Genomic DNA, 21080 nt, shown 5'->3' on the forward strand with positions numbered 1-21080 from the left:
CTCACCCTCAGGCCACAGCCTTTTCGGCGGTTTTGCTGGTTTCCAACTCGCGCACCAACGGCAGCACATGCTTGCCGAAGTACTCCACTTCCTCTTGGAAGTGCAGGAAGCCAGAAAGGATCAGGTCAACACCTACCGCTTTTAACGCGACGATGCGCTCTGCAATTTGCTTCGGCGTACCGATCAGGTTGGTCTTGAAGCCATCGTTGTACTGCACCAGATCCTCAAAAGTGGATTTTGCCCAGTTGCCCTCACCTTCCGGGCTGGCAGCACCGGCGTGTTTCACCTCAGCTCCGAAGGCGTTAACCGCGTCCGGGTTGGCCTTGTCGATGATTTCCTGAAGAACGGCTTTGGCCTCCTCTTCGGTGTCGCGGGCAATGATGAAAGCGTTCACCCCGACCTTTACTGAATGACCATTGGCAGCGGCCTTGGCGCGAATGTCATCGATCTGAGCCTTGATCCCTTCAACGGTATTGCCGTTGGTGAAGTACCAGTCCGACACGCGTGAAGCCATGTCACGGGCAGCACGGGAGCTGCCGCCCTGAAAGATTTCTGGGTGCGGTTGCTGCAGCGGCTTCGGCTTGAGGGTGTAATCGCGGAAGCGGTAGAAGTCACCGTTGAAGGTGAAGTTGTCCTGAGTCCAGATGCCTTTCAGTGCACGGATAAATTCTTCAGAACGGCGATAGCGCTCATCGTGCTCCAACCATGGTTCGCCGATGGCGTGAAACTCGCCTTTAAACCAGCCGGACACCACGTTGATGGCGATACGGCCATTGGTCAGATGGTCAATAGTGGACAACTGTTTGGCCGCCAGCGCTGGGTTCCATGGGCCTGGCAGGATCGCGGCGATCACCTTCAGCTTTTCCGTCGCAGCCAGCAGCGCGTGGCTGATGGCCACGGATTCGTGCTGAAACTCGGCCCCATAACCGGCGGTAAAGCGAATCTGCGACAGGGCATATTCAAAACCGGCCTTCTCGGCGGTTTGCGCCAGTTTGCGGTTGTAGTCGACATCCCAGCTGGTGCGCTGCTCAATGTTGCTGACCACCAGACCACCGCTGACATTCGGTACCCAGTAAGCGAATTTGATTGCGTGTTGGCTCATGTTGATAACTCCTCTGGTCCTTGGAATTCAGGCAGCCTGCACGGCCGCATTACGGAAAAAAGCCTCGACCGGGTCCAACGCACGTTCGATACGCTCGAACTGCGCCGCGTCGGTCAGGCGGTAATCGGTGAACGTTTCGGGGGTGGCGTAGAGCCCGTAATGCAAGGTATGCGCCTGGAAGAAACCAAACAGCGGGCGCAGCTAGTGATCGATCACCAACGCATGGCGGTCGCCTCCACCTGTGGCAGCCAATAGAACTGGCACGCCTTTAAGGGACTGGTAATCCACCAGATCGAAGAAGTGTTTGAACAAACCGGTGTAGGACGCGCGGTAAACCGGACTACCGGCGATGATCAGATCGGCGCTTTCAATCGCCTGCAAATGGGGCAGCAGTTGTGGCGAAGCGGTATCTCGCTCCAGCGATCCAGCCAGTTCACCGCTCAACTCGGCAATACGCACCCAATGCGCATTCACGGGTAAGCGCTTTTGCAGAGCGTTTACCAACTCCTGCAACAGCACATGGGTACGTGATGGGTCACGTAGGCTGCCGGAAACCACAACAACATTAATGTTCTGACTCATTTCAACCTCTCGCCTGCAACGGCGGATGAATATGAAATGAGCTAGAGCAGCAACCGTGCCACTTTATAAAAGTCTTTTAAATCAATCAGATAGATCAAAATCAAGCAAAACGGAAGTGCTCAGACACAGACAAGGTGTTGCACAAGTGCTTACCTACAAACACTTGTCGCCAAGCAGACGGGCTATGAGAAAAGAAACAGTTGCCACGGCAACACCCAGCTCACCACAGGGTGTATTGGCCACAGGCGTAATCCACCAAGCGACCACAGGCCCAATCCCCCCTGAAAAATCAGCTATCGCTGCAAGCACCTGCAGTGATCCCGCCCTCAATATTGCACGCCTTATAACAACTGTTGGCCGAGCAACATCAATCCAGCAACTTGCCCTGCCAGGCACAGCCCCAGCCCACATACAAAGCCTATCCAATTGATTTAAAAGATAATTTTGTAACGGCACGGAGTTTGCGGTGGCGGTTGTAAAACACCCCATAAGGAGATTCACACATGACGGCTCAACAGCACCTGCCACAGATATCAACCGGCACTGATTACGAGTCATTGGCCGCCCGCTTCCGCCCGATATTCGCGCGTATAGCTGAGGGCGCTGTAGATCGCGAACGTGAGCGCACCTTACCCAGCGAACAAATCCAGTGGCTTAAGGAGGCCGGTTTCGGCGCCGTACGCGTTCCCCGCGAACACGGCGGTGCAGGCGCCTCGTTGCCACAACTGTTTCAATTGCTGATTGAACTAGCAGAGGCCGACTCCAACATTCCGCAAGCACTGCGCGGCCACTTTGCGTTTGTTGAAGACCGCCTCAATGCCCATGCCGACAGTTCGCAGCAGGTCTGGTTTGAGCGTTTTGTGGCTGGCGATCTGGTGGGTAACGCTTGGACTGAAGTAGGCGCAGTTAAAATCGGCGATGTCATCACCCGGGTTTCCCGCAAAGGCGACCAGTGGGTGGTCAATGGCACCAAGTACTACAGCACCGGCAGTATTTTCGCAGACTGGATCGACCTCTATGCCCGCCGTGACGATAACAATGCAGATGTCATAGCAGCCATTCGCGCCCGCCAGGACGGCATCAGCCACAGTGACGACTGGGATGGCTTCGGCCAGCGCACCACGGGCAGCGGCACCTCTACTTATAAGGATGCAGTGGTAGATGAAGTAAACATTCTCGACTTTGCCACCCGCTTCAAATACCAGACAGCCTTTTATCAAGTGGTTCTACTGGCTGTGTTGGCCGGTTCTGGCCGTGCTGCCGTGCGCGACTTCTCAGCTGAGGTCCGCAAGCGTACGCGTATCTTCAGCCACGGCAACGCGGCCAGCGTTAGCCAAGACGCCCAGGTACTACAAGTGATCGGCAAAGCCTCCGCTCAGGTGTACACCGCCGAAGCCGCAGCTCTGCGATCAGCCGAGGCATTGCAACAGGCCTATCTGGCCCGCTTTGGCACCGACAGCGAGCGTGAACGCCAAGCCAACATCGCCGCCGAACTGGAGTCAGCCCAGGCGCAGAGCGCCATCATCGACCTGGTACTGCGCGCCACAACGGACCTGTTCAACACCCTCGGTGCCTCTGGCGCCAGCCTCAGCAAAGCACTCGACCGTCATTGGCGTAACGCCCGTACGGCGGCTTCGCACAACCCGGTTATTTACAAGGAACGGATCATCGGTGATTGGGAAGTCAACGGCACAGAACCGCCCTATGTCTGGCAGATCGGTGGCGGCTCTAAACAGCCCTGAACCTCATCCAGGCCGACCTCGTGTCGGCCTTTTTGTACATGAAGGCACCGCTGTTCCATAGCCAACAGTGACTCAGCACTGTGTACGTAAGAGCACAACCAAGCCCCACACATTCTTGAGCTAATCTCTTATTAATCAATGGCTTAAACATTGGCACGGAAGATGAAATGAAGGTTTTACCTGGGGCCCACACCCAGGACACAACTTGGCCATTACAAGTAAAAAGGACGAATTAAATGCCTCTAGCGTCATGGACTAAACCCCTTCTGCTCGGCAGCGCGTTGATCGCAGCCAGCTCCCCGGTTCTATCAGCTGACAGCCCTTGGCTCGTGCGCGCAGGTATCAGCAAAGTCGTTCCGACTTCGGATTCCGGCAGCATCCAGCAAGGAGAAATCGACATCGGTAACGACACCGGCCCGACCTTCAACATTGCTTATTTCCTTACGCCCAATCTTGCTATCGACGTGCTCGGCGGCCTGCCACTTAAACACGACATCAAGCTCAACGGCAGCAAAGTTGGCGACACCAAACAGTTGCCACCGATTGTCACCCTGCAATGGCACTTCTTGCCTGATGCACAGATCCGCCCCTTTGTCGGTATCGGCCTGAATTACACCTATTTCTACGACGAGAAGCTGGATAGCGGCGCCAAACTGGAGCTCTCCGATTCATGGGGGCTGGCCTATCAGGTCGGACTTGATGTCGCCATTGATGACAACTGGAGCGTGGGCGGCGATGTGCGCTACGCCAATATCGACAGCAGCGTGAAGATCGCTGGCGAGAAAGTCGGCAGCGTCGATGTGGACCCCTTCGTTTACAGCCTAAATCTCGCCTACCGCTTCTAAGGAATAGTCGCAATGACTCAAGCTGCCGATCCATTCATCCAAAAACAGTCCTCCACACCTGCGCATAAGCTGCAAAGCGAAGCCGAGGCCATTGCAACCGCACGCAAACTTGCACAGGAGTTCCGCCGGGAAGCGGCTGTACGCGACCGCGAACGACGCCTGCCCATCACCGAACTGGATGCGTACTCACAAAGTGGCCTGTGGAGCATACTGGTCCCCAAGCAATATGGTGGCCTCGGAGCCAGTTACCGCACCGTAGGCGAGGTGTTCAAGCTGATCGCCGCAGCTGACGGCTCCCTCGGCCAGTTGCCACAAAACCACTTCGTAATTCTCGTGCACCTGGCACTGGATGCCAGTGAAGAGCAAAAGCGCTTCTTCTTCGACCTGGCCTTGTCAGGCACTCGATTCGGAAATGCCTTCTCAGAACGAGGCAGTAAGCATGTGGCTGACTTCCAGACCAAAATCCAGCCAGATGGCAATGACTATGTAGTCAACGGCCAGAAATTCTTCTCTACCGGCGCCCTGCTGGCACACTGGATTCCGATTGTCACCGTGGACAATCAAGGCCGCCCACACCTGGCCGTGGTAAAGCGCGAAACCGAAGGGCTTAAAGTCATCAATGACTGGTCCAGCTTTGGCCAAAAGACCACTGCCAGCGGCACGGTGCTGATCGAAAATGTAAAAGTGCCTGCTAGTCAGGTTATCCCCATCTGGCAAGCCTTCGACCGCCCAACCGCAAGCGGAGCTATTTCACAATTCATTCAGGCTGCCATTGACGCAGGCCTAGCCCGGGGCGCTCTCGAGGACACCCTGGATTACGTGCGCCGCCACACCCGCCCATGGATTGATTCGGGCGTTGAGAAAGCCACGGACGATCCTTACATCCTGCAACAAATTGGCGACCTACACATTCGTCTGCGTGCGGCCGAGGCCGTTCTGGACTTGGCAGCAGATGCCATCGACAAGGCCCTGCTCGAAGCCAATGAGGAAACCGTCGCACAGGCCTCACTGCTGACCGCTGAAGCAAAGGTACTGACCACAGAAGTAGCCATTCTGGCCAGCAACCGCCTGTTCGAGCTGGCGGGTGCCCGCGCTACGCTTGAGGAGTACGGCCTCGATCGACACTGGCGCAACGCCCGCGTACACACGCTGCATGACCCGGTACGTTGGAAGTACCACATCATCGGCAACTACGTGCTCAACGGCGTCAAACCACCCCGCCACCCGTGGAATTGATTCGTACCGCACCGATGAGTTTTCCGCCGCCTCTGGCGGCGGCAATCCAGACACAACGCCGAAAAATCAGCCATTTATCGATCACTAATAACCACCCATTCAATTAGGAGGTTTCAACCGCAGAATTTTTATGATTAAACACCAAGCGCTAGGGGTTGGCATTTGCGTGGAAGTTAGCGTAGAGTCTTAAAACTGTGTTTGCATGGGTCGCCGAAAATCGTGACCTGATGCAGTAGATCTACTGATCCGCTACATCCCGCTCGACGTCGCATTACTCCTTGCAACCAGTATCAGCCCCTCACGAAGAGTAGGGCTGTCATCAACTCAAGTTTCAAGGAAATACAAAAATGTCGAATCGTCAGAACGGTACCGTCAAGTGGTTTAACGACGAAAAAGGTTTTGGTTTTATCACTCCAGAAAGCGGTCCGGATCTGTTCGTGCATTTCCGCGCGATCCAAGGCAATGGCTTCAAGAGCCTGAAAGAAGGCCAGAAAGTCAGCTTTATCGCTGTGCAAGGTCAGAAAGGCATGCAGGCTGACGAAGTTCAAATCGAACAATAAGTCTGACGCTTTGAAAAACCCCTGATGTTCGCATCAGGGGTTTTTTTATGCCTGCTCAACGGCATGCTAACCTTGGCACTTCTTTGCCAGACTGATTGAAGACCTGACCATGTCAAAACACCTGCTGCGTCCTCAGGGCGACTTCCCCAACGCAGGCTTGATCCGCCGACTTGCCGCTATCTTCTATGACTTCTTGCTGTGCGTGGCACTGCTAATTGTCGTGACCTTCATCTACAAATTGATTCTGATGGGCTTTTACGGCGCTGATGAACTGCGAAAAATGTCCGACTCAGGCGCATTAGATGGCGACCCGCTGCTGTCGACGATTCTCTTTTTTAGCCTGTTCGGTTTCTTTGCAAAATTCTGGACCCACAATGGGCAGACCCTGGGCATGCAGGTCTGGGGCCTACGTGTGCAGAATGCCGACGGCACTGCCATCACCCTGTGGCAGGCAATGCTGCGTTTCCTGGTTGCTATTGGTTCATGGCTGATTGTCGGGCTGGGCTATCTATGGGTGCTCTGGGACAAAGAGAAACGCACATGGCACGACATCTATTCAGAGACGCGCGTCGTGCAACTACCTAAGAATATCCATAAGAAGTAGCCACTTCGTTGCGTGCTCGTGCCAGCGCTTAGGGGCTGGCACGAGCAATGCCCTGAGGTCAATGAAGGCTATGCCTTTCAGCCCCTGCAATGAGGATGCTTTTCACGCTTTCCGGGGGCAGCGGCCTGGAATACCAATAACCTTGTGCGATGTCGCAGCCTCGGTCCCTGAGGAAGTCGCGCTGAGCCTGGTTTTCCACACCTTCGGCCACCACCTTCATATCCAGCGAATGCCCCAGAGCAATGATCGCCTCAATAACCGGCTCACTGACGGTATCAGGCAATATTTTGCTGACGAAAGCGCGGTCGATCTTCAACGTACTAGCGGGCAAGGTCGCAAGCTGGCTCAACGAGGAGTAACCCGTACCAAAATCGTCAATAGCAATGCTGAAGCCTTCAGCGTGCAGGGCCAAAATCAGCTGCATCTGCTCTTCAGTATGATTGAGGGCCGCACCTTCAGTGATTTCTAACTCAATGGCCGATACAGGTACTGAGTAGGTCTGGAGGGTACTCATCATCACTTCCTTGAACCCCCAGCTCTCCAGCTGGCGGGTAGAAATGTTGACGGCAATCTGCGGAACATCCAAGCCCGCGTCTACCCACTCACGCCACTGCTTGCAGGCATTTTCAAACACCCACTGACCAATTCTGACAATCAGCCCATTGGTTTCGGCAAACGGGATAAAACGTGCCGGGCTAACAGCGCCCCACTCGGGATGATGCCAGCGAATCAGTGCCTCTAACCCCTGCAGGCGATCATTCTTCAAATCAATCTTAGGCTGGTAAACCAGCGTGAAGAGATCGTTTTCCAGTGCCTGATGAATCCCTAACTCAAGCTCGGCTGCCGACTTGGTACGCTCCTCCAAGTCATCACTGAAAAACATCAACTCATGCCGACCGCGGGACTTCGCCTCGCGCAAAGCCGCCTGTGCCCTGCGCATCAGCATCTCACTGGTTGCACCGTTCTCAGGGCATATGCTGATGCCAGCACAGGCAGTCAGGTTGTAGTTCTGCTTCTCGATGTAATAAGGCTCTGACAAGCGACTTTGCAGGCGATGGCTAACCGCTCCCAAGTCCTCAGCACGCTCCATCCCATCAAGCAGCACGATGAACTCGTCCGCGTTCAGTCGGGCGCACAAGTCCCCTTTAGCCAGAGAATGGTAAATGCGGTCAGCAGCCATTTTCAGTGCGACATCACCCGCCGTATGGCTATGGGTTTCATTGATGATGTCGAAGCAATCAAGGTTGAGCAGAATGATGCCGCAACGGTACCCCTCTTTACTTAGGCGCACAGAAAGTTCATCAGAAAATCCCTGACGATTAAGCAGCCCTGTCAGCGAGTCATGGGCTGCCATGTAGGCAATCTGCTCCTTCGCCAACATCTGATCAGTCACATCGACCCCAAAGCCCTGGAACTCCCATGACCCCAGATGCTCACCCTCATGAAGTTGGCGCACACGCCACTCAATCCACCGTGTACCACCGTCAGCGGGTGACATGCGAGTCAGCAGCGTTCTTACATCTTGCTCGGTCGCGTCATCTACCTTGTCAAACAGGCGCTTAACCAAAATACGGTCATCGTTGTGGATAAGCTCAAGGAAACTCATACCCAAGAGGCGCTCAGTTCTTTCCTCTCGAAATAAACGCCCCATGGCTGGGTTGATGAAGGTCAGGCGCAACGCGCTGTCCAGACGGATAATCAATTCCGTCTGACTTTCAACAATCTCGCGATAGCGCTGCTCTGCCAAGTGCAGTTTGCTTAACGCATTCTTGTAGTCAGAGAGGTCGTGGCAAATACCCACATAGAGTCTGCCGATCGGTGTATCGGCGCGCCCCACTGAAAGGTGCATGGGGAATACAACCCCCGTGCTTTTCAGGCCCTCTACATCACGTCCAGTGCCGATGATTTTGGCGTGCCCTGAGTGGTGATAGTTACTCATGTAGCCATCATGCTTGGACGCATAATTTTCAGGCATCAGGCAAGAGATGTTGCGTCCCAGTACTTGCTCAGCCGAATAGCAAAACAGCTTTTCAGCCCCGGCGTTGAAAAGCTTGATTTGGCCTCGCTCATCAATGGCGATAATGCCGTCCGCAGCTGCCTCAAGAATGGCACTCTGCAAACCAAAAGCGGTACGTAATTGCTCAATATCCAGCTCTTCTACAGATGAAGAGCCCAGCAAGTTAGAACTAGGCACTGAAGCGCTCCGTCAGTCCATGCAGATCAGCAGCGGTTTTTTCCAGGGCCTGCCCTCTTTCACTGGTTTGGGTGGCGGTTGCCAGACTCTCGTCAGCTGACTCGGCAATGTGGTTAATCTGCCGAGAAATGTCTTCGGCAACATGGGCCTGTTGCTCGGCTGCTGCAGCCATTTGCTGACTCATACCATTAATGGTTGCCATAGCCGCACGAATACCTTCGAGGGCCAGCTGCGTTTCGCTCACACGCTCAACGCCTTGCTCAGCGTCTTCATTACCGCGACGCGCAACTTCGACAGCATGTCGGGCACTCTCCCGAAGCTTGCCAACGATGCTCTGGATAAACACCGTCGACTCGCGGGTTTTCTCCGCGAGCGAACGCACCTCGTCAGCCACAACAGCAAAACCGCGGCCCTGTTCGCCCGCGCGCGCAGCTTCAATGGCCGCATTCAGCGCCAACAGGTTGGTTTGATCCGCGATAGACTGAATCAAGGACGCCGCAGAATTGATCTGCTCCGTTTCACTGGCAAGATTTTCAACAGCGGAGGTAATCTCATCCACGGTGACGGAAAGCGCCTGGATGACCTTCAACGTATTGTGTGCAACTTCTCCACTTCGCTCGACCAACAGGGAAGCACTCTCTGCCTCCTGCGCCGTAAACTGGATATTTGAAGCCACCTCATTAATAGAAGCCGTCATTTCGGTTGTCGCTGTAGCCGCCATCTCAGCTTCAGCCAACTGATCTTCCAGGGCCTGCTTGGTCTTGCTGGCCAGAGACTGAGCATCAGCAGCCGCTTCACTGGTCTGGTAGGCATAATCATCAAGGCGAGTCAGAGCCGTACGCAGCCGTGCGCCCTCACTGATCAACACCATACGCAGCCGTGCTGTGATATCACGATCGTTGGTGAATACCTGTGCCGCCACCGGGTTATCAAATGCCGTTGGGGCCTCTTGAGCAATCGCCGCGCTGACTCGGGAGCGGAAATGTCGTGTCGCAAGAATGCCGGCGGCAACCGCGCTAATCAGCGGAACTGCGCAAACAATTGGCTCGGCCCCGACAGCGAATGCGACACCAGCCCCAGCGATACCGGCGAGTAAAGGTTTCCAGAAGCCTCGCTGAATGAAGCGGGTTACAAATGAGCCTGACACGCCGCCATGGCCGGCCTTAATGTTTTTGTAAAGGGCTTCAGCGCGCTCCACTCGCTCGCGGCTCGGCTTAGTTCGGACAGACTCATAGCCGACGACCTGAGCGTTTTCCATCACGGGCGTGATGAACGCCTCCACCCAGTAAAAATCACCGTTTTTACAGCGGTTTTTCACCACCCCCATCCAGCACTGCCCGGCTTGCAGGCACTGCCACATGTGCTCGAACACAGAGGCCGGCATGTCAGAATGACGGACGATATTGTGCGGGCTGCCGATTAGCTCGCTGCGGCTAAAACCACTCACCGCCTCAAACTCATCATTGCAATAAAGAATGATGCCGGCTTTATCCGTCGCAGAAATCAGGCGCTGGGAATGATCAAAGGTCCTTTCAGAACCTGTGCTACTACTGTTTCTATACATGGTCGCGGGTTCATCTCTTAACTGAAAACGATACCTGCGCACTCATTACTCATTCCCTGACAGACATGGGTCGCATGGCTTGCTATTAGGCAGCATGTCGTCCCACCACTTGAGTGGAGGCATAAACCGAACAAGATTCACGAGCAGCCGAACGGAGGTGAATACCTCCTCATACACCGTTGAACCTATCTGCGTGCATCCATGTGCGCGCAGTATTTCTGTATGTTTCTATTATCCCACCCTTTATCGGCCGCACACCTGACAAATTGGACAGCTTTTTACATTTCGTTTCAATTAAGATGCTTCTAGACCGGGTCTCATTGGGAACTTTTCCCAAACTCTAGTAGCAAAAGCCTTCACACAGCCCCCAGCAGAGCTCACTCGATCAATGATCAGCTCCCTTGGGGGAGTAAGTGTTTGATGCACAGAATTTACGTTTGCGAACCTGTACACGCTGCACTTTGTATAACCCACAATGCAAAAGGCCCGGTGTTTTGCACCGGGCCTTTGTCGACTTAGGGTATTTGCACGTATCAGTGCTCAACCGACTCTGCGCAGCATCCACAAACCAGCAATTGCACAGACACCAGCCGGAATCAGGACCGCAAACAGCGGTGAGAAGCCAAATACCAAACTGGACGGCCCCAGCAGATCCTGAGCGATACGGAAAACAAAGCCCACCAGAACCCCGGTAAACACCCGCTGCCCAAGCGTCACAGAACGTAGTGGTCCGAAGATGAAAGAGATCGCCATCAGAACCAAAGCGGCGGTCACCAGCGGCTGCAACACCTTGGTCCAGAAAGACAGCCAGTACTGGCTGTTATTCAAGCCTTGATCAGCCAAGTAATGGATATAACCCCAAAGCCCAGTCATCGACAGCGCATCAGGCGCCATAACCACTGTACCCAACAACTCCGGAGTCAAAGCCACTTCCCAGCGTTCACTGGGCGCTTTCACAATTTCACTGCTGCGCTCATGCAGTAATGTGGTCTGTACATCCTGCAATTGCCACGCGCCATCGGTGAACTGCGCACGCCGGGCAAAACTGGAGGATTCCATGCGGCGATTCTCGTCAAAGCGATAACGAGTCACCCCGAGCAGTACACCATTGGGCTGCACTGCGTTTATGTGAATGTATTCGCGCCCCTGACGGTGCCACAGACCGTGCTTGGCACTCTGCGCCTCACCACCGCCCTGAGCTAAGGCCCGGCTGGCTTGCGCTTGGTTCTCGCTATAGGGTGCCAGGTACTCACCAATCAGCAGACCAACCAGCATCAGCACCAACATCGGCTTCATCACGGCCCACACGATACGCCCGATGGAAACCCCGGCCGCCCGCATGATGGTCAGCTCACTGTTACTGGCAAGCGTACCCAGGCCGATAAGCGAACCAATGAGCGCCGCCATAGGCAGCATTTCATAGAGCCTACGCGGAGCTGTTAGAAACACATACCAAAGTGCATCAAGGAGTGTGTAGCTGTCATCTATATCGCCTAACTCATCAATAAAGGCGAACAGCAATGCCAAGCCAACAATTACGCCCAATACGCCCAAGATGGCGACAAAAACCTGAATCCCGATATACCGGTCCAGCTTACCCACGGGCACTCTCCCCTACCGCACGACGCGCTGCCCAGCGAAGACGCAAAGGCTCCCAGTACAACAGCATCAAACCAATTGCCGCGAATATCGCATGCACCCACCACATCCCAAGTTGCGCGGGAATTTTGCCCTTCTCCAGCGCACCGCGAACACCGATGAGCATGGATAGATAAGCCATATAAAGCAGGATGGCTGGCAACAACTTAAGGAAGCGCCCCTGACGCGGATTAACCCGGGACAACGGCACAGCAAGCAGTGTCACCACAAACACCAAAATCGGAATAGACAAACGCCACTGCAACTCGATGCGCTGTTCAAGCTTATCTTTACCGAACAGTTCAAGCGTTGGCTGCGCCTCAACCTCTGTCACTTCTGCAGCAAGTTCCGGGGCTGGCAGCAGCACACCATAAGTTTCATATTTAATGGCGCGATAATTGGCCTGGCCTGGGTTGCCATCGTAGCGGTAGCCATTGTGCAGGATCAGGTAGCGACTGCCGTCGGCTTGAATTTCTTGGCGGCCAGAATCGGCCACCAGCACAGAAATGCCCCGCTCTTGCCCCTTAGTATTCAGTTGACGCTCAGAAATGAATACGCCACGCAATTCCTTGCGTTCATCGGCAAGCTCCTCGGTGTAAGTAACCCTTGAACCATTGCGCAGGGTCTGGAAGCGACCAGGTTCCAGAGTATCCAGTTCGGTCATGGTTTTTTGTTCATTCAGGATGCGCTCGACCTGGTTAACCCCATGAGGCGCCAGCCCCATACTCAGCACACCCGCTACAACAGCCACAACAACAGCCGGCGCCATGCTGTAGGCCAACAAACGCTGCTGACTCATGCCCGTAGCAGAGAGCACAGTCATCTCACTTTCCAGGTACAAACGGCCGTATGCCAGCAAAATACCGAGAAACAAACCCAGGGGCAGGATGAGCTCGAGGAAACCAGGAATTCTGTACATCATGATTTGCAGCAGCACACTGGGATCCAAAACCCCCTGTGCAGCTTGTGCAAGGTAACGGATAAAGCGGCCACTCATAATAATGACCAGCAGCACCGCACTGACAGCCGTCAGTGTCAACAAAACTTCACGGGACAAATAACGAAAGACGATCAAACCAGACACTCCAGGGTTGTCAGGCTCAGGCGGCTAAGCTCAAACTAGCCGCACTGCTTACCGGCTCGTCCAAAGGACGAACCATCTAAATTAGCTGGCTATTATCCTGCAATAGCGACTCGTTGTCTTGGGGACACCACATAATGGAATTTTTTGTTAAAAGTGCTGCGCCACAAACCCTTAAAACTGCCACGCTGGTCGTTCCTGTAGCCGAAGGCCGCAAACTGAGTGAAGCCGCTAAAGCGCTCGACACTGCCAGCTCAGGTGCAATCTCTGCACTGCTCAAGCGCGGCGACCTCGACGGTAAACTGGGCCAATCTTTACTGCTTCATTCGCTGGCCGGCCTCAAGGCCGATCGCGTTCTGCTGGTTGGTACCGGCAAAGAGGCTGAACTCTCTGACCGCCAACTGCGTAAATTGCTCACTTCTGTTTATAGCAGCCTAAAAAACCTGGGTGGCACAGACGCGGTGCTGGCATTGGATGAAATCCAGGTCAAAAACCGTGACGTCTACAGCAAAACACGTCTGACTGTAGAAACTCTGGCTGATGCCACCTACTGCTTTGATCGTTTCAAAAGCAAAAAAGCTGACGCCAGTGCCCTTAAGAAAATCACACTGCTGACTGCCAAAGCAGGCGTGAGTGATGCCGAGCGCGGCAAGACCCACGCCCAAGCCATTGTTAAAGGCATGGCCTTCACCAAAGACCTCGGCAACCTGCCACCAAACCTCTGCCACCCGAGCTACCTCGCTGAAGAAGCTAAAGCGCTGGGCAAGGCTTACAAAAACCTGAAGGTCGAAATCCTCGACGAGAAGAAGCTGAAGGCCCTTGGTGCCGGTGCGTTCCTCGCCGTTGCCCAAGGCAGCGAACAGCCGCCACGCATGATCGTCCTCAACTATCAAGGCGGCAAAAAAACCGATCAGCCCTACGCATTGGTCGGTAAAGGCATCACCTTCGACACCGGCGGCATCAGCATCAAGCCGTCTGCCGGCATGGACGAAATGAAGTACGACATGTGCGGTGCAGCCAGTGTATTCGGCACCCTCAAAGCGGTACTGGAGCTGCAACTGCCCATCAACCTGGTGTGCCTGCTGGCCTGCGCCGAAAACATGCCAAGCGGCCGGGCGACCCGTCCGGGCGACATCGTCACCACCATGAGCGGCCAGACCGTGGAAATCCTCAACACTGACGCCGAAGGCCGTCTGGTGCTGTGCGACACGCTGACTTACGCCGAACGCTTTAAGCCGCAAGCGGTCATCGACATCGCGACCCTTACCGGGGCCTGCATCGTTGCGCTGGGCAGCAACGTTTCTGGCCTGATGGGCAATAACGACGAACTGACCCAGCAAATCGTTAAGGCCGGACAGACCGCGGACGACCGCGCCTGGCAACTGCCTCTGTTTGACGAATATCAGGAACAACTGGACAGCCCGTTTGCCGATATCGCCAATATTGGTGGCCCGAAAGCCGGCACCATCACGGCAGGTTGCTTCCTGTCCCGTTTTGCCAAGGCTTACAACTGGGCTCACTTGGATATCGCAGGTACTGCCTGGATCAGCGGCGGCAAGGACAAAGGCGCTACCGGTCGTCCGGTTCCGATGCTGACCCAGTACTTGCTGGACCGCAGCAACGCATAAATAGCGGCCACGGGATGAAAAACAGCCTAGAATGCAGCCCAGCCTGCTTCTGGCTGTTGCCCGGTGTGTTGCCCTCGCGACACTCAGGCCAGGCACCAGACTGACTGCCTGGCCTTCTATGCTTTGACGAATCGCTAAACAACATGCCCCGGATTGAATTCTACGTACTTGCCAGCGACACCCTCGCTGAACGCCAGCGTGTGGCTTGCAACCTGGCCATGAAAGCCTGGCGAGCCGGATTTAACGTATTCCTGCGCGCCAGCGGTGAAGACGAGTGCAATGTGTTGGACGAGCTGCTGTGGCACTTCAGAAAAGATTGTTTCCTGCCCCACAGTCAGTATGAAGACAACAACAGCGCGCCTGTTGTGATCGGCCTGGATCAAGCGCCCTCACACCCATCAGGGGTGCTGATTAACTTGGCCAGTAACCTGTCACCACAGGTTGATCACTTCAGCCGGGTTATCGAAATCGTCAATCAGCAACCCGAGTTATTAACCGCCTGCCGGGAGAATTTCCGCACTTACCGTCAGCGCGGCTATGATCCAAAACGAGTCGAACTCCAGTAATACGCCATGGACATTCCAAAACCACCGCAAAAGCCCGCACAACTGCTGAACGACCTTGAGTCGATCCGCGAACTGCTGGGCGATCAGGAGTTAGAGCCGCCGTTACTGGTGGACTCGCTCGATCCGGACAGCATCCCTGTGCTGTCGGATATCGTTACACCCCATGCTGACGTACCGCCCCCTCAAGTCACCGTGCCGCAGACCGTGCAGTCCCTGCGCGAAACCGTGGCACAAAGCATTAGCCGGGACAGTGAGCTGACTCGCTTGGACCTTGAGCTGCGCGCCGCTGCACAGTTGATCCTGCAGGATGTTATCGACGATTACGTGCCGCAGATTGAAGCCGAGCTTAAACGCCGCCTCGAAGCCCGCCTGCCCCGCCTGTTACCGCCCCGCCGCTGAAGCCGCGCCGGGCCTTGAAGCGGAAGCAAAGCGCGCTTGCGCCATGAAGTGCCCTGTAGGAGCGGTTTAACCGCGAAAGCGATTTCACAGCTGCACCACCAACAGAGGCTTCGCGGCTAAAGCAGCCCTATCAAAAGGCAAGCGCAACGGATCAAACCGATCACGCAACACCATCAATCTAACTTGATGCCTTTAGCCTTACGCCAGCGGCCCCTTCCCCGCTATAATCCTCGGTTTTTCCGATTAGCCGTCATAAGGGTCCCGCCGCGATGGACAAGACCTACCAGCCGCACGCCATTGAAACTGCCCTGTACCAGAACTGGGAAGCGAACAACTACTTCGCCCCGCAGGGTTCGGGCGAGCCTTACACCATCATGATCCCGCCGCCGAACGTCACCGGCAGCCTGCACATGGGCCATGGCTTTAATAACTCGATCATGGACGCGCTGATCCGTTTCCGCCGCATGCAGGGTCGCAACACCCTGTGGCAGCCGGGCACCGACCATGCCGGTATCGCCACGCAAATGGTGGTTGAGCGCCAACTGGCCGCTGAAGGCATTGGCCGTCATGACCTGGGCCGCGAAAAATTCCTGGAAAAAGTCTGGGAATGGAAAGAGCAGTCCGGTGGCACCATCACCCGTCAAATCCGCCGTCTGGGCAGCTCCGTGGACTGGTCCCGCGAGCGTTTCACCATGGACGAAGGCCTGTCCGACGCAGTGAAAGAAGCTTTTGTGCGCCTGCACGAAGACGGCCTGATCTACCGTGGCAAGCGCCTGGTTAACTGGGACACCAAATTCCACACGGCCATTTCTGACCTTGAAGTGGAAAACCACGACGAGAAAGGCAGCCTGTGGAACCTGCGCTATCCGCTGGCCGACGGCAAGAAAACCGCTGACGGCAAGGATTACCTGATCGTTGCCACCACCCGCCCGGAAACCATGCTCGGCGACAGCGCCGTAGCCGTGCACCCGGAAGATGAGCGTTATAAAGCGCTGATTGGCAGCTTTGTAGAATTGCCGCTGGTGGGCCGCCGCATCCCAATCATCGGCGACGACTACTGCGACCCAGAGTTTGGCACCGGCTGCGTGAAAATCACCCCAGCCCACGACTTCAACGACTACGAAGTCGGCAAGCGCCACAACCTGCCGCTGATCAACATCTTCGACAAAGACGCCGCCGTGCTGGCCACCGCTCAGGTGTTCAACCTCGACGGCAGCGTAAACCCGGATGTGGACGGCAGCCTGCCTGCTAAATACGCCGGTCTGGATCGCTTCGAAGCCCGTAAGCAAATCGTGGCTGACTTCGACGCTGCTGGCCTGCTGGAAAAAATTGAAGACCACGCCCTGAAAGTGCCGAAAGGCGACCGTTCCGGCACCGTGATCGAGCCGTGGCTGACCGATCAGTGGTACGTCTCCACCAAACCGCTGGCTGAAAAAGCCATCGCCGTAGTTGAGAGCGGTGAAATCCAGTTCGTACCTAAGCAATACGAAAACATGTACTTCAGCTGGATGCGCGACATCCAGGACTGGTGCATCAGCCGTCAGCTGTGGTGGGGCCATCGCATCCCAGCTTGGTACGACGACGCCGGTAACGTATATGTAGGCCGCGATGAAGCCGAAGTACGTGCCAAGCACAACCTGGGCGACGCCAACCTGCGTCAGGACGAAGACGTCCTCGACACCTGGTTCAGCTCGGGCCTGTGGACGTTCTCCACACTGGGCTGGCCGCAGCAGACCGACTTCCTCAAAACCTTCCACCCGACTGACGTGCTGGTGACCGGCTTCGACATCATCTTCTTCTGGGTTGCCCGGATGATCATGATGTCCACCCACCTGACCGGACAGATTCCGTTCAAGACCGTTTACGTACACGGTCTGGTGCGCGACGGTCAGGGCCAGAAGATGTCCAAGTCCAAGGGCAACGTGCTTGACCCGCTGGATATCGTCGACGGCATCGACCTCGAATCCCTCGTGGCCAAGCGCACCAGCGGCATGATGCAACCGAAGCTGGCCGAGAAGATCGCCAAGCAAACCCGCGCCGAGTTCCCCGAAGGCATCGCCGCCTACGGTACCGACGCCCTGCGCTTCACCAACTTGGCGCTGGCCTCCACTGGCCGTGACATCAAGTTCGACATGGGGCGCGTTGAGGGTTACCGCAACTTCTGCAACAAGATCTGGAACGCCGCCAACTTCGTCATCGAAAACACCGATGGCCAAGACACGGGCGTTAATGGCGAGCCGGTTGAGCTGTCCTCGGTGGACCGCTGGATCATCTCCGCCCTGCAACGCACTGAAGCCGACGTCACCCGCCATCTCGATGCCTTCCGCTTCGACATGGCCGCCCAAGCCCTGTACGAGTTCATCTGGGACGAGTACTGCGCTTGGTACCTGGAACTGGTGAAGCCGGTGCTGTGGGACGAGAACGCGCCGATCGAGCGTCAGCGCGGCACCCGTCGCACCCTGATCCGCGTGCTGGAAGTGGCGCTGCGTCTGGCCCATCCGTTTATGCCGTTTATCACTGAAGAAATCTGGCAGCGCATCAAAGCGCAGGCTGGCGTCAGTGGTGACACCATCATGCTGCAAGCCTGGCCGGTGGCGAACGAAGAGCGCATCGACGCCGCTGCTGAAGGCGATATCGAGTGGGTCAAGCAACTGATGCTGGGCCTGCGCCAGATCCGTGGCGAGATGAAAATCTCCATGGCCAAGCGCATCGACATCATCCTCTCCAACGCCAACGACGAAGACCGTCGCCGCTTGGCCGACAACCTGCCGCTGCTGAATAAGCTGGCCAAGCTGGAGTCGGTGCGCGTGTTGGAAGCCGGTGAAGAAGCGCCGATGTCCGCCACCGCACTGGTTGGCGAGATGGAAGTGCTGGTACCGATGGCCGGGCTGATCGACAAAGACGCCGAACTGGCTCGCCTCGACAAAGAAATCGCTCGCCTCGACGGCGAAGTGAAGCGCGTCGGCGGCAAGCTCAGCAACGAAGGCTTCGTCGCCAAAGCACCGGCTGAGGTGCTGGAGAAGGAACGCGCCAAACTGGCCGAAGCCGAACTGGCCCTCGGCAAGATGGTGGAGCAGCGCGGCAAGATCGCCAGCCTGTAAACTCCCAAGGCCCGCTGATTAGCGGGCCTTGTTCTATTCATAACAGCCAGGCCGAACAACTCAGGAGACGTGATGGAAGTCAGTAAAACCAAAACCAGCTTTTACCGCCGCCTGTACGTGGCCTGGCTGATCGACAGCGGCACCGCGACCAGCGTGCCCGCATTGATGGACGCCACAGGCATGCCGCGTCGCACCGCGCAGGACACCTTGCTGGCACTGGGCGAGCTGGATATTCACTGCGAGTTCCAGCAGGAAGCGGGTGAACGCAACAACGCTGGGCATTACCAGATCAGCGATTGGGGCCCGATTAACCGCGAATGGGTCGCAGCACATGTGGCTGAGATCAAAAACCTGCTGGGCTATCCATAAGCCTGCGACGTTGCCGACTTAAGGACACTGCATGAACATCGAACTGCTCAGTGTATTGGGCTTGCTGTTAGTCGCTGTCAGCCTGTTTGTACTGAACAAACCGCGTATGGATGTGGTGGCTCTGCTGGTTCTGGTCGCCCTGCCCCTGACAGGCGTACTGAGCACGGCGGAGGTCCTGGCAGGTTTTAGCGACGCCAACGTCATTCTGATTGCGGCACTGTTCGTTATCGGCGAAGGGCTGGTAAGAACCGGGATTGCCTACCGGCTGGGCGACTGGCTTGTAGATAAAGCAGGCAGCAGTGAAACCCGCTTGATCGTGCTGTTGATGCTGGCCGTTGCAGGCCTGGGCTCGGTGATGAGTTCCACTGGCGTGGTCGCCATTTTCATTCCCGTGGTGCTGGGCGTCGCCGCCCGCCTGCGCATTTCCCCCGCTCGCCTGATGATGCCGCTGGCCTTCGCCGGGCTGATCAGCGGCATGCTCACGCTCGTCGCAACGCCACCTAACCTGGTGGTGCACGCTGAGCTGCGTCGCGCCGGGCTGGAAGGCTTCGATTTCTTCTCCTTCACACCGATCGGCCTGGCTGTTCTGGTTGTGGGCTTAGGCTACATGCTGGTGGCCCGGCGCTGGCTGGGCGAGCGCGCAGAAAGACGTGACGATCAGATTCCGCAGATGACCCTGTTCGACATGGCCGACCGTTACCGCCTGACCGAACGGGAACGGCGCCTGAGCCTGAAGCCCAACTCGCCGCTGATCAATCAGAAGCTCAACGAATTGGAGCTGCGCCGCGAGTACGGCATCAACGTGATTGCAGTTGAGCGTCGCCAACGCCTGCGCACGCTGTTGTTAGTCGCCACCGGCAACACAGTGCTGGAGGCCGGTGACGTATTGCTCGTAGATATCGCCAGCCCGAGCATCGCCCTGCTGGGCGCTTATCAACAGTTGGGCCTTGAGCCCCGCGCCATGCCCAACTCCTATTTCAGCCTGCATGCCCACGAACTTGGGCTGGCTGAAGTGGCACTGTCGCCGGAGTCAGAGCTGCCGGGCAAGACCATTCAGGAAATCGCTTTTCGCTCCACACACAAACTCAACGTCGTCGGCATCCGCCGCCATGGCCAAGCCCTTGAGGGCGTGCTGGTGGATGAAAAACTGCGGGCCTCAGACACCCTGTTGGTCACCGGTAACTGGGAGGACATCCACCGCCTGCAAGGCCGCAGCCGCGACTATTTGGTCCTGAGCCTGCCCGCTGAAGTCGCGGAAGTAGCGCCAGCAGCACGTAAGGCACCGTATGCCCTGCTGTGTCTAGCGGTGATGATCGGCCTGATGGTGTCTGGCGTTGTGCCCAACGTACAAGCGGCACTGATTGCCTGCCTGCTGATGGGCGCGTTCCGCTGCATTGATCTGGAAAGCGCGTACAAGGCGATCCACTGGCCAACGCTGATTCTGATTGTCGGAATGTTGCCCTTTGCCCAAGCGCTGCAGAAAACCGGTGGCGTCGATCTGGCCGTGCAAGCGCTAGTCAGCAGCCTCGGCGATGCTTCACCGCACCTGATGCTGGGCTGCCTGTTTGCCCTGACTGCGGTGATCGGCCTGTTTATCTCCAACACCGCCACGGCCGTGCTCATGGCGCCGGTCGCCATTGCTACCGCGCAAGCGTTGGACGCTTCGCCGCTGCCCTTTGCCATTACCGTAGCGCTGGCCGCATCGGCCGCGTTTATGACCCCCATTTCATCCCCGGTGAACACTCTGGTGCTCGGCCCCGGCCAATACCGTTTTGGTGATTTCGTGCGCGTGGGCGTGCCCTTCACCATTCTGGTGATGCTGGTCTGCGTAATACTGGTGCCGTGGTTGTTCCCACTCTGATTTCTGTA

16 protein-coding genes and 1 pseudogene are annotated in these 21080 nt (G+C 56.3%); 11 read left to right on the forward strand and 6 right to left on the reverse strand.

All coding sequences use genetic code 11. The features are described from left to right. Positions 1–7: 7 nt before the first annotated feature. Together sfnG and msuE are read right to left on the reverse strand one after the other, a co-directional pair. Positions 8–1102 (reverse strand): dimethyl sulfone monooxygenase SfnG, encoded by a 1095-nt coding sequence (gene sfnG / locus WG219_16120; protein ID WXL24823.1) that lies wholly within the window; start codon positions 1100–1102, stop codon positions 8–10. A 27-nt stretch (positions 1103–1129) separates the two neighbouring features. Then, a pseudogene (gene msuE, locus WG219_16125) lies at positions 1130–1684 on the reverse strand (FMN reductase). 503 nt (positions 1685–2187) lie between these two features. Between msuE and WG219_16130 the strand changes: the two are divergent. The 5 genes from WG219_16130 to WG219_16150 all read left to right on the forward strand — a co-directional run bounded on the left by WG219_16130 (position 2188) and on the right by WG219_16150 (position 6671). Then, positions 2188–3426 carry an acyl-CoA dehydrogenase family protein gene (locus tag WG219_16130; GenBank protein WXL24824.1) on the forward strand — a complete coding sequence of 413 codons (1239 nt, stop codon included), beginning with the start codon at positions 2188–2190 and terminating at the stop codon, positions 3424–3426. A gap of 236 nt (positions 3427–3662) precedes the next feature. Next, entirely contained in the window at positions 3663–4271 is a 609-nt protein-coding gene (locus WG219_16135; GenBank protein WXL24825.1) for an OmpW family outer membrane protein, read from the forward strand. A 12-nt stretch (positions 4272–4283) separates the two neighbouring features. After that, complete coding sequence (locus WG219_16140; GenBank protein ID WXL24826.1) at positions 4284–5507, forward strand: SfnB family sulfur acquisition oxidoreductase; 1224 nt, start codon at positions 4284–4286, stop codon at positions 5505–5507. A 347-nt stretch (positions 5508–5854) separates the two neighbouring features. Further along, positions 5855–6067 carry a cold-shock protein gene (locus WG219_16145; protein ID WXL24827.1) on the forward strand — a complete coding sequence of 71 codons (213 nt, stop codon included), beginning with the start codon at positions 5855–5857 and terminating at the stop codon, positions 6065–6067. Between the two features lie 109 nt (positions 6068–6176). Next, entirely contained in the window at positions 6177–6671 is a 495-nt protein-coding gene (locus WG219_16150) for an RDD family protein (protein WXL24828.1), read from the forward strand. A gap of 58 nt (positions 6672–6729) precedes the next feature. Here WG219_16150 and WG219_16155 read toward each other — a convergent pair whose 3' ends face one another. The 4 genes from WG219_16155 to lptF form a co-directional block, all read right to left on the reverse strand. Then, positions 6730–8865, reverse strand: a complete 2136-nt coding sequence (locus WG219_16155; protein WXL24829.1) for an EAL domain-containing protein — start codon at positions 8863–8865, stop codon at positions 6730–6732. Continuing rightward, positions 8858–10429 (reverse strand): methyl-accepting chemotaxis protein, encoded by a 1572-nt coding sequence (locus WG219_16160; protein WXL24830.1) that lies wholly within the window; start codon positions 10427–10429, stop codon positions 8858–8860. Before WG219_16160 ends, WG219_16155 begins: the two co-directional genes overlap by 8 nt. A 540-nt stretch (positions 10430–10969) precedes the next feature. Continuing rightward, positions 10970–12031 carry an LPS export ABC transporter permease LptG gene (gene lptG / locus WG219_16165; protein ID WXL24831.1) on the reverse strand — a complete coding sequence of 354 codons (1062 nt, stop codon included), beginning with the start codon at positions 12029–12031 and terminating at the stop codon, positions 10970–10972. Next, on the reverse strand, positions 12024–13142 hold the full coding sequence (lptF, locus tag WG219_16170; protein WXL24832.1) for an LPS export ABC transporter permease LptF: 1119 nt from the start codon (positions 13140–13142) through the stop codon (positions 12024–12026). The genes lptG and lptF overlap by 8 nt, the downstream gene beginning before the upstream one ends. Before the next feature lie 143 nt (positions 13143–13285). On the opposite strand from lptF, the gene WG219_16175 reads away from it, so the two are divergent. The 6 genes from WG219_16175 to WG219_16200 all read left to right on the forward strand — a co-directional run bounded on the left by WG219_16175 (position 13286) and on the right by WG219_16200 (position 21072). Next, positions 13286–14776 carry a leucyl aminopeptidase gene (locus WG219_16175; GenBank protein WXL24833.1) on the forward strand — a complete coding sequence of 497 codons (1491 nt, stop codon included), beginning with the start codon at positions 13286–13288 and terminating at the stop codon, positions 14774–14776. A 143-nt stretch (positions 14777–14919) separates the two neighbouring features. Continuing rightward, a complete protein-coding gene (locus tag WG219_16180; protein WXL24834.1) occupies positions 14920–15342 on the forward strand; it encodes a DNA polymerase III subunit chi in 423 nt (140 codons plus the stop codon). Positions 15343–15348: 6 nt separating this feature from the next. Next, positions 15349–15741 (forward strand): DNA polymerase III subunit chi, encoded by a 393-nt coding sequence (locus WG219_16185; GenBank protein WXL24835.1) that lies wholly within the window; start codon positions 15349–15351, stop codon positions 15739–15741. Positions 15742–16010: 269 nt separating this feature from the next. Next, entirely contained in the window at positions 16011–18842 is a 2832-nt protein-coding gene (locus WG219_16190) for a valine--tRNA ligase (GenBank protein ID WXL24836.1), read from the forward strand. A 72-nt stretch (positions 18843–18914) separates the two neighbouring features. Continuing rightward, entirely contained in the window at positions 18915–19211 is a 297-nt protein-coding gene (locus tag WG219_16195; GenBank protein ID WXL24837.1) for a winged helix-turn-helix domain-containing protein, read from the forward strand. Between the two features lie 31 nt (positions 19212–19242). Continuing rightward, positions 19243–21072 (forward strand): SLC13 family permease, encoded by a 1830-nt coding sequence (locus tag WG219_16200; GenBank protein ID WXL24838.1) that lies wholly within the window; start codon positions 19243–19245, stop codon positions 21070–21072. Positions 21073–21080: the final 8 nt, after the last annotated feature.

Origin of the sequence: Pseudomonas mendocina (assembly GCA_037482215.1) — a bacterium.
GTDB classification, from domain to species: Bacteria; Pseudomonadota; Gammaproteobacteria; order Pseudomonadales; family Pseudomonadaceae; genus Aquipseudomonas; species Aquipseudomonas mendocina_E.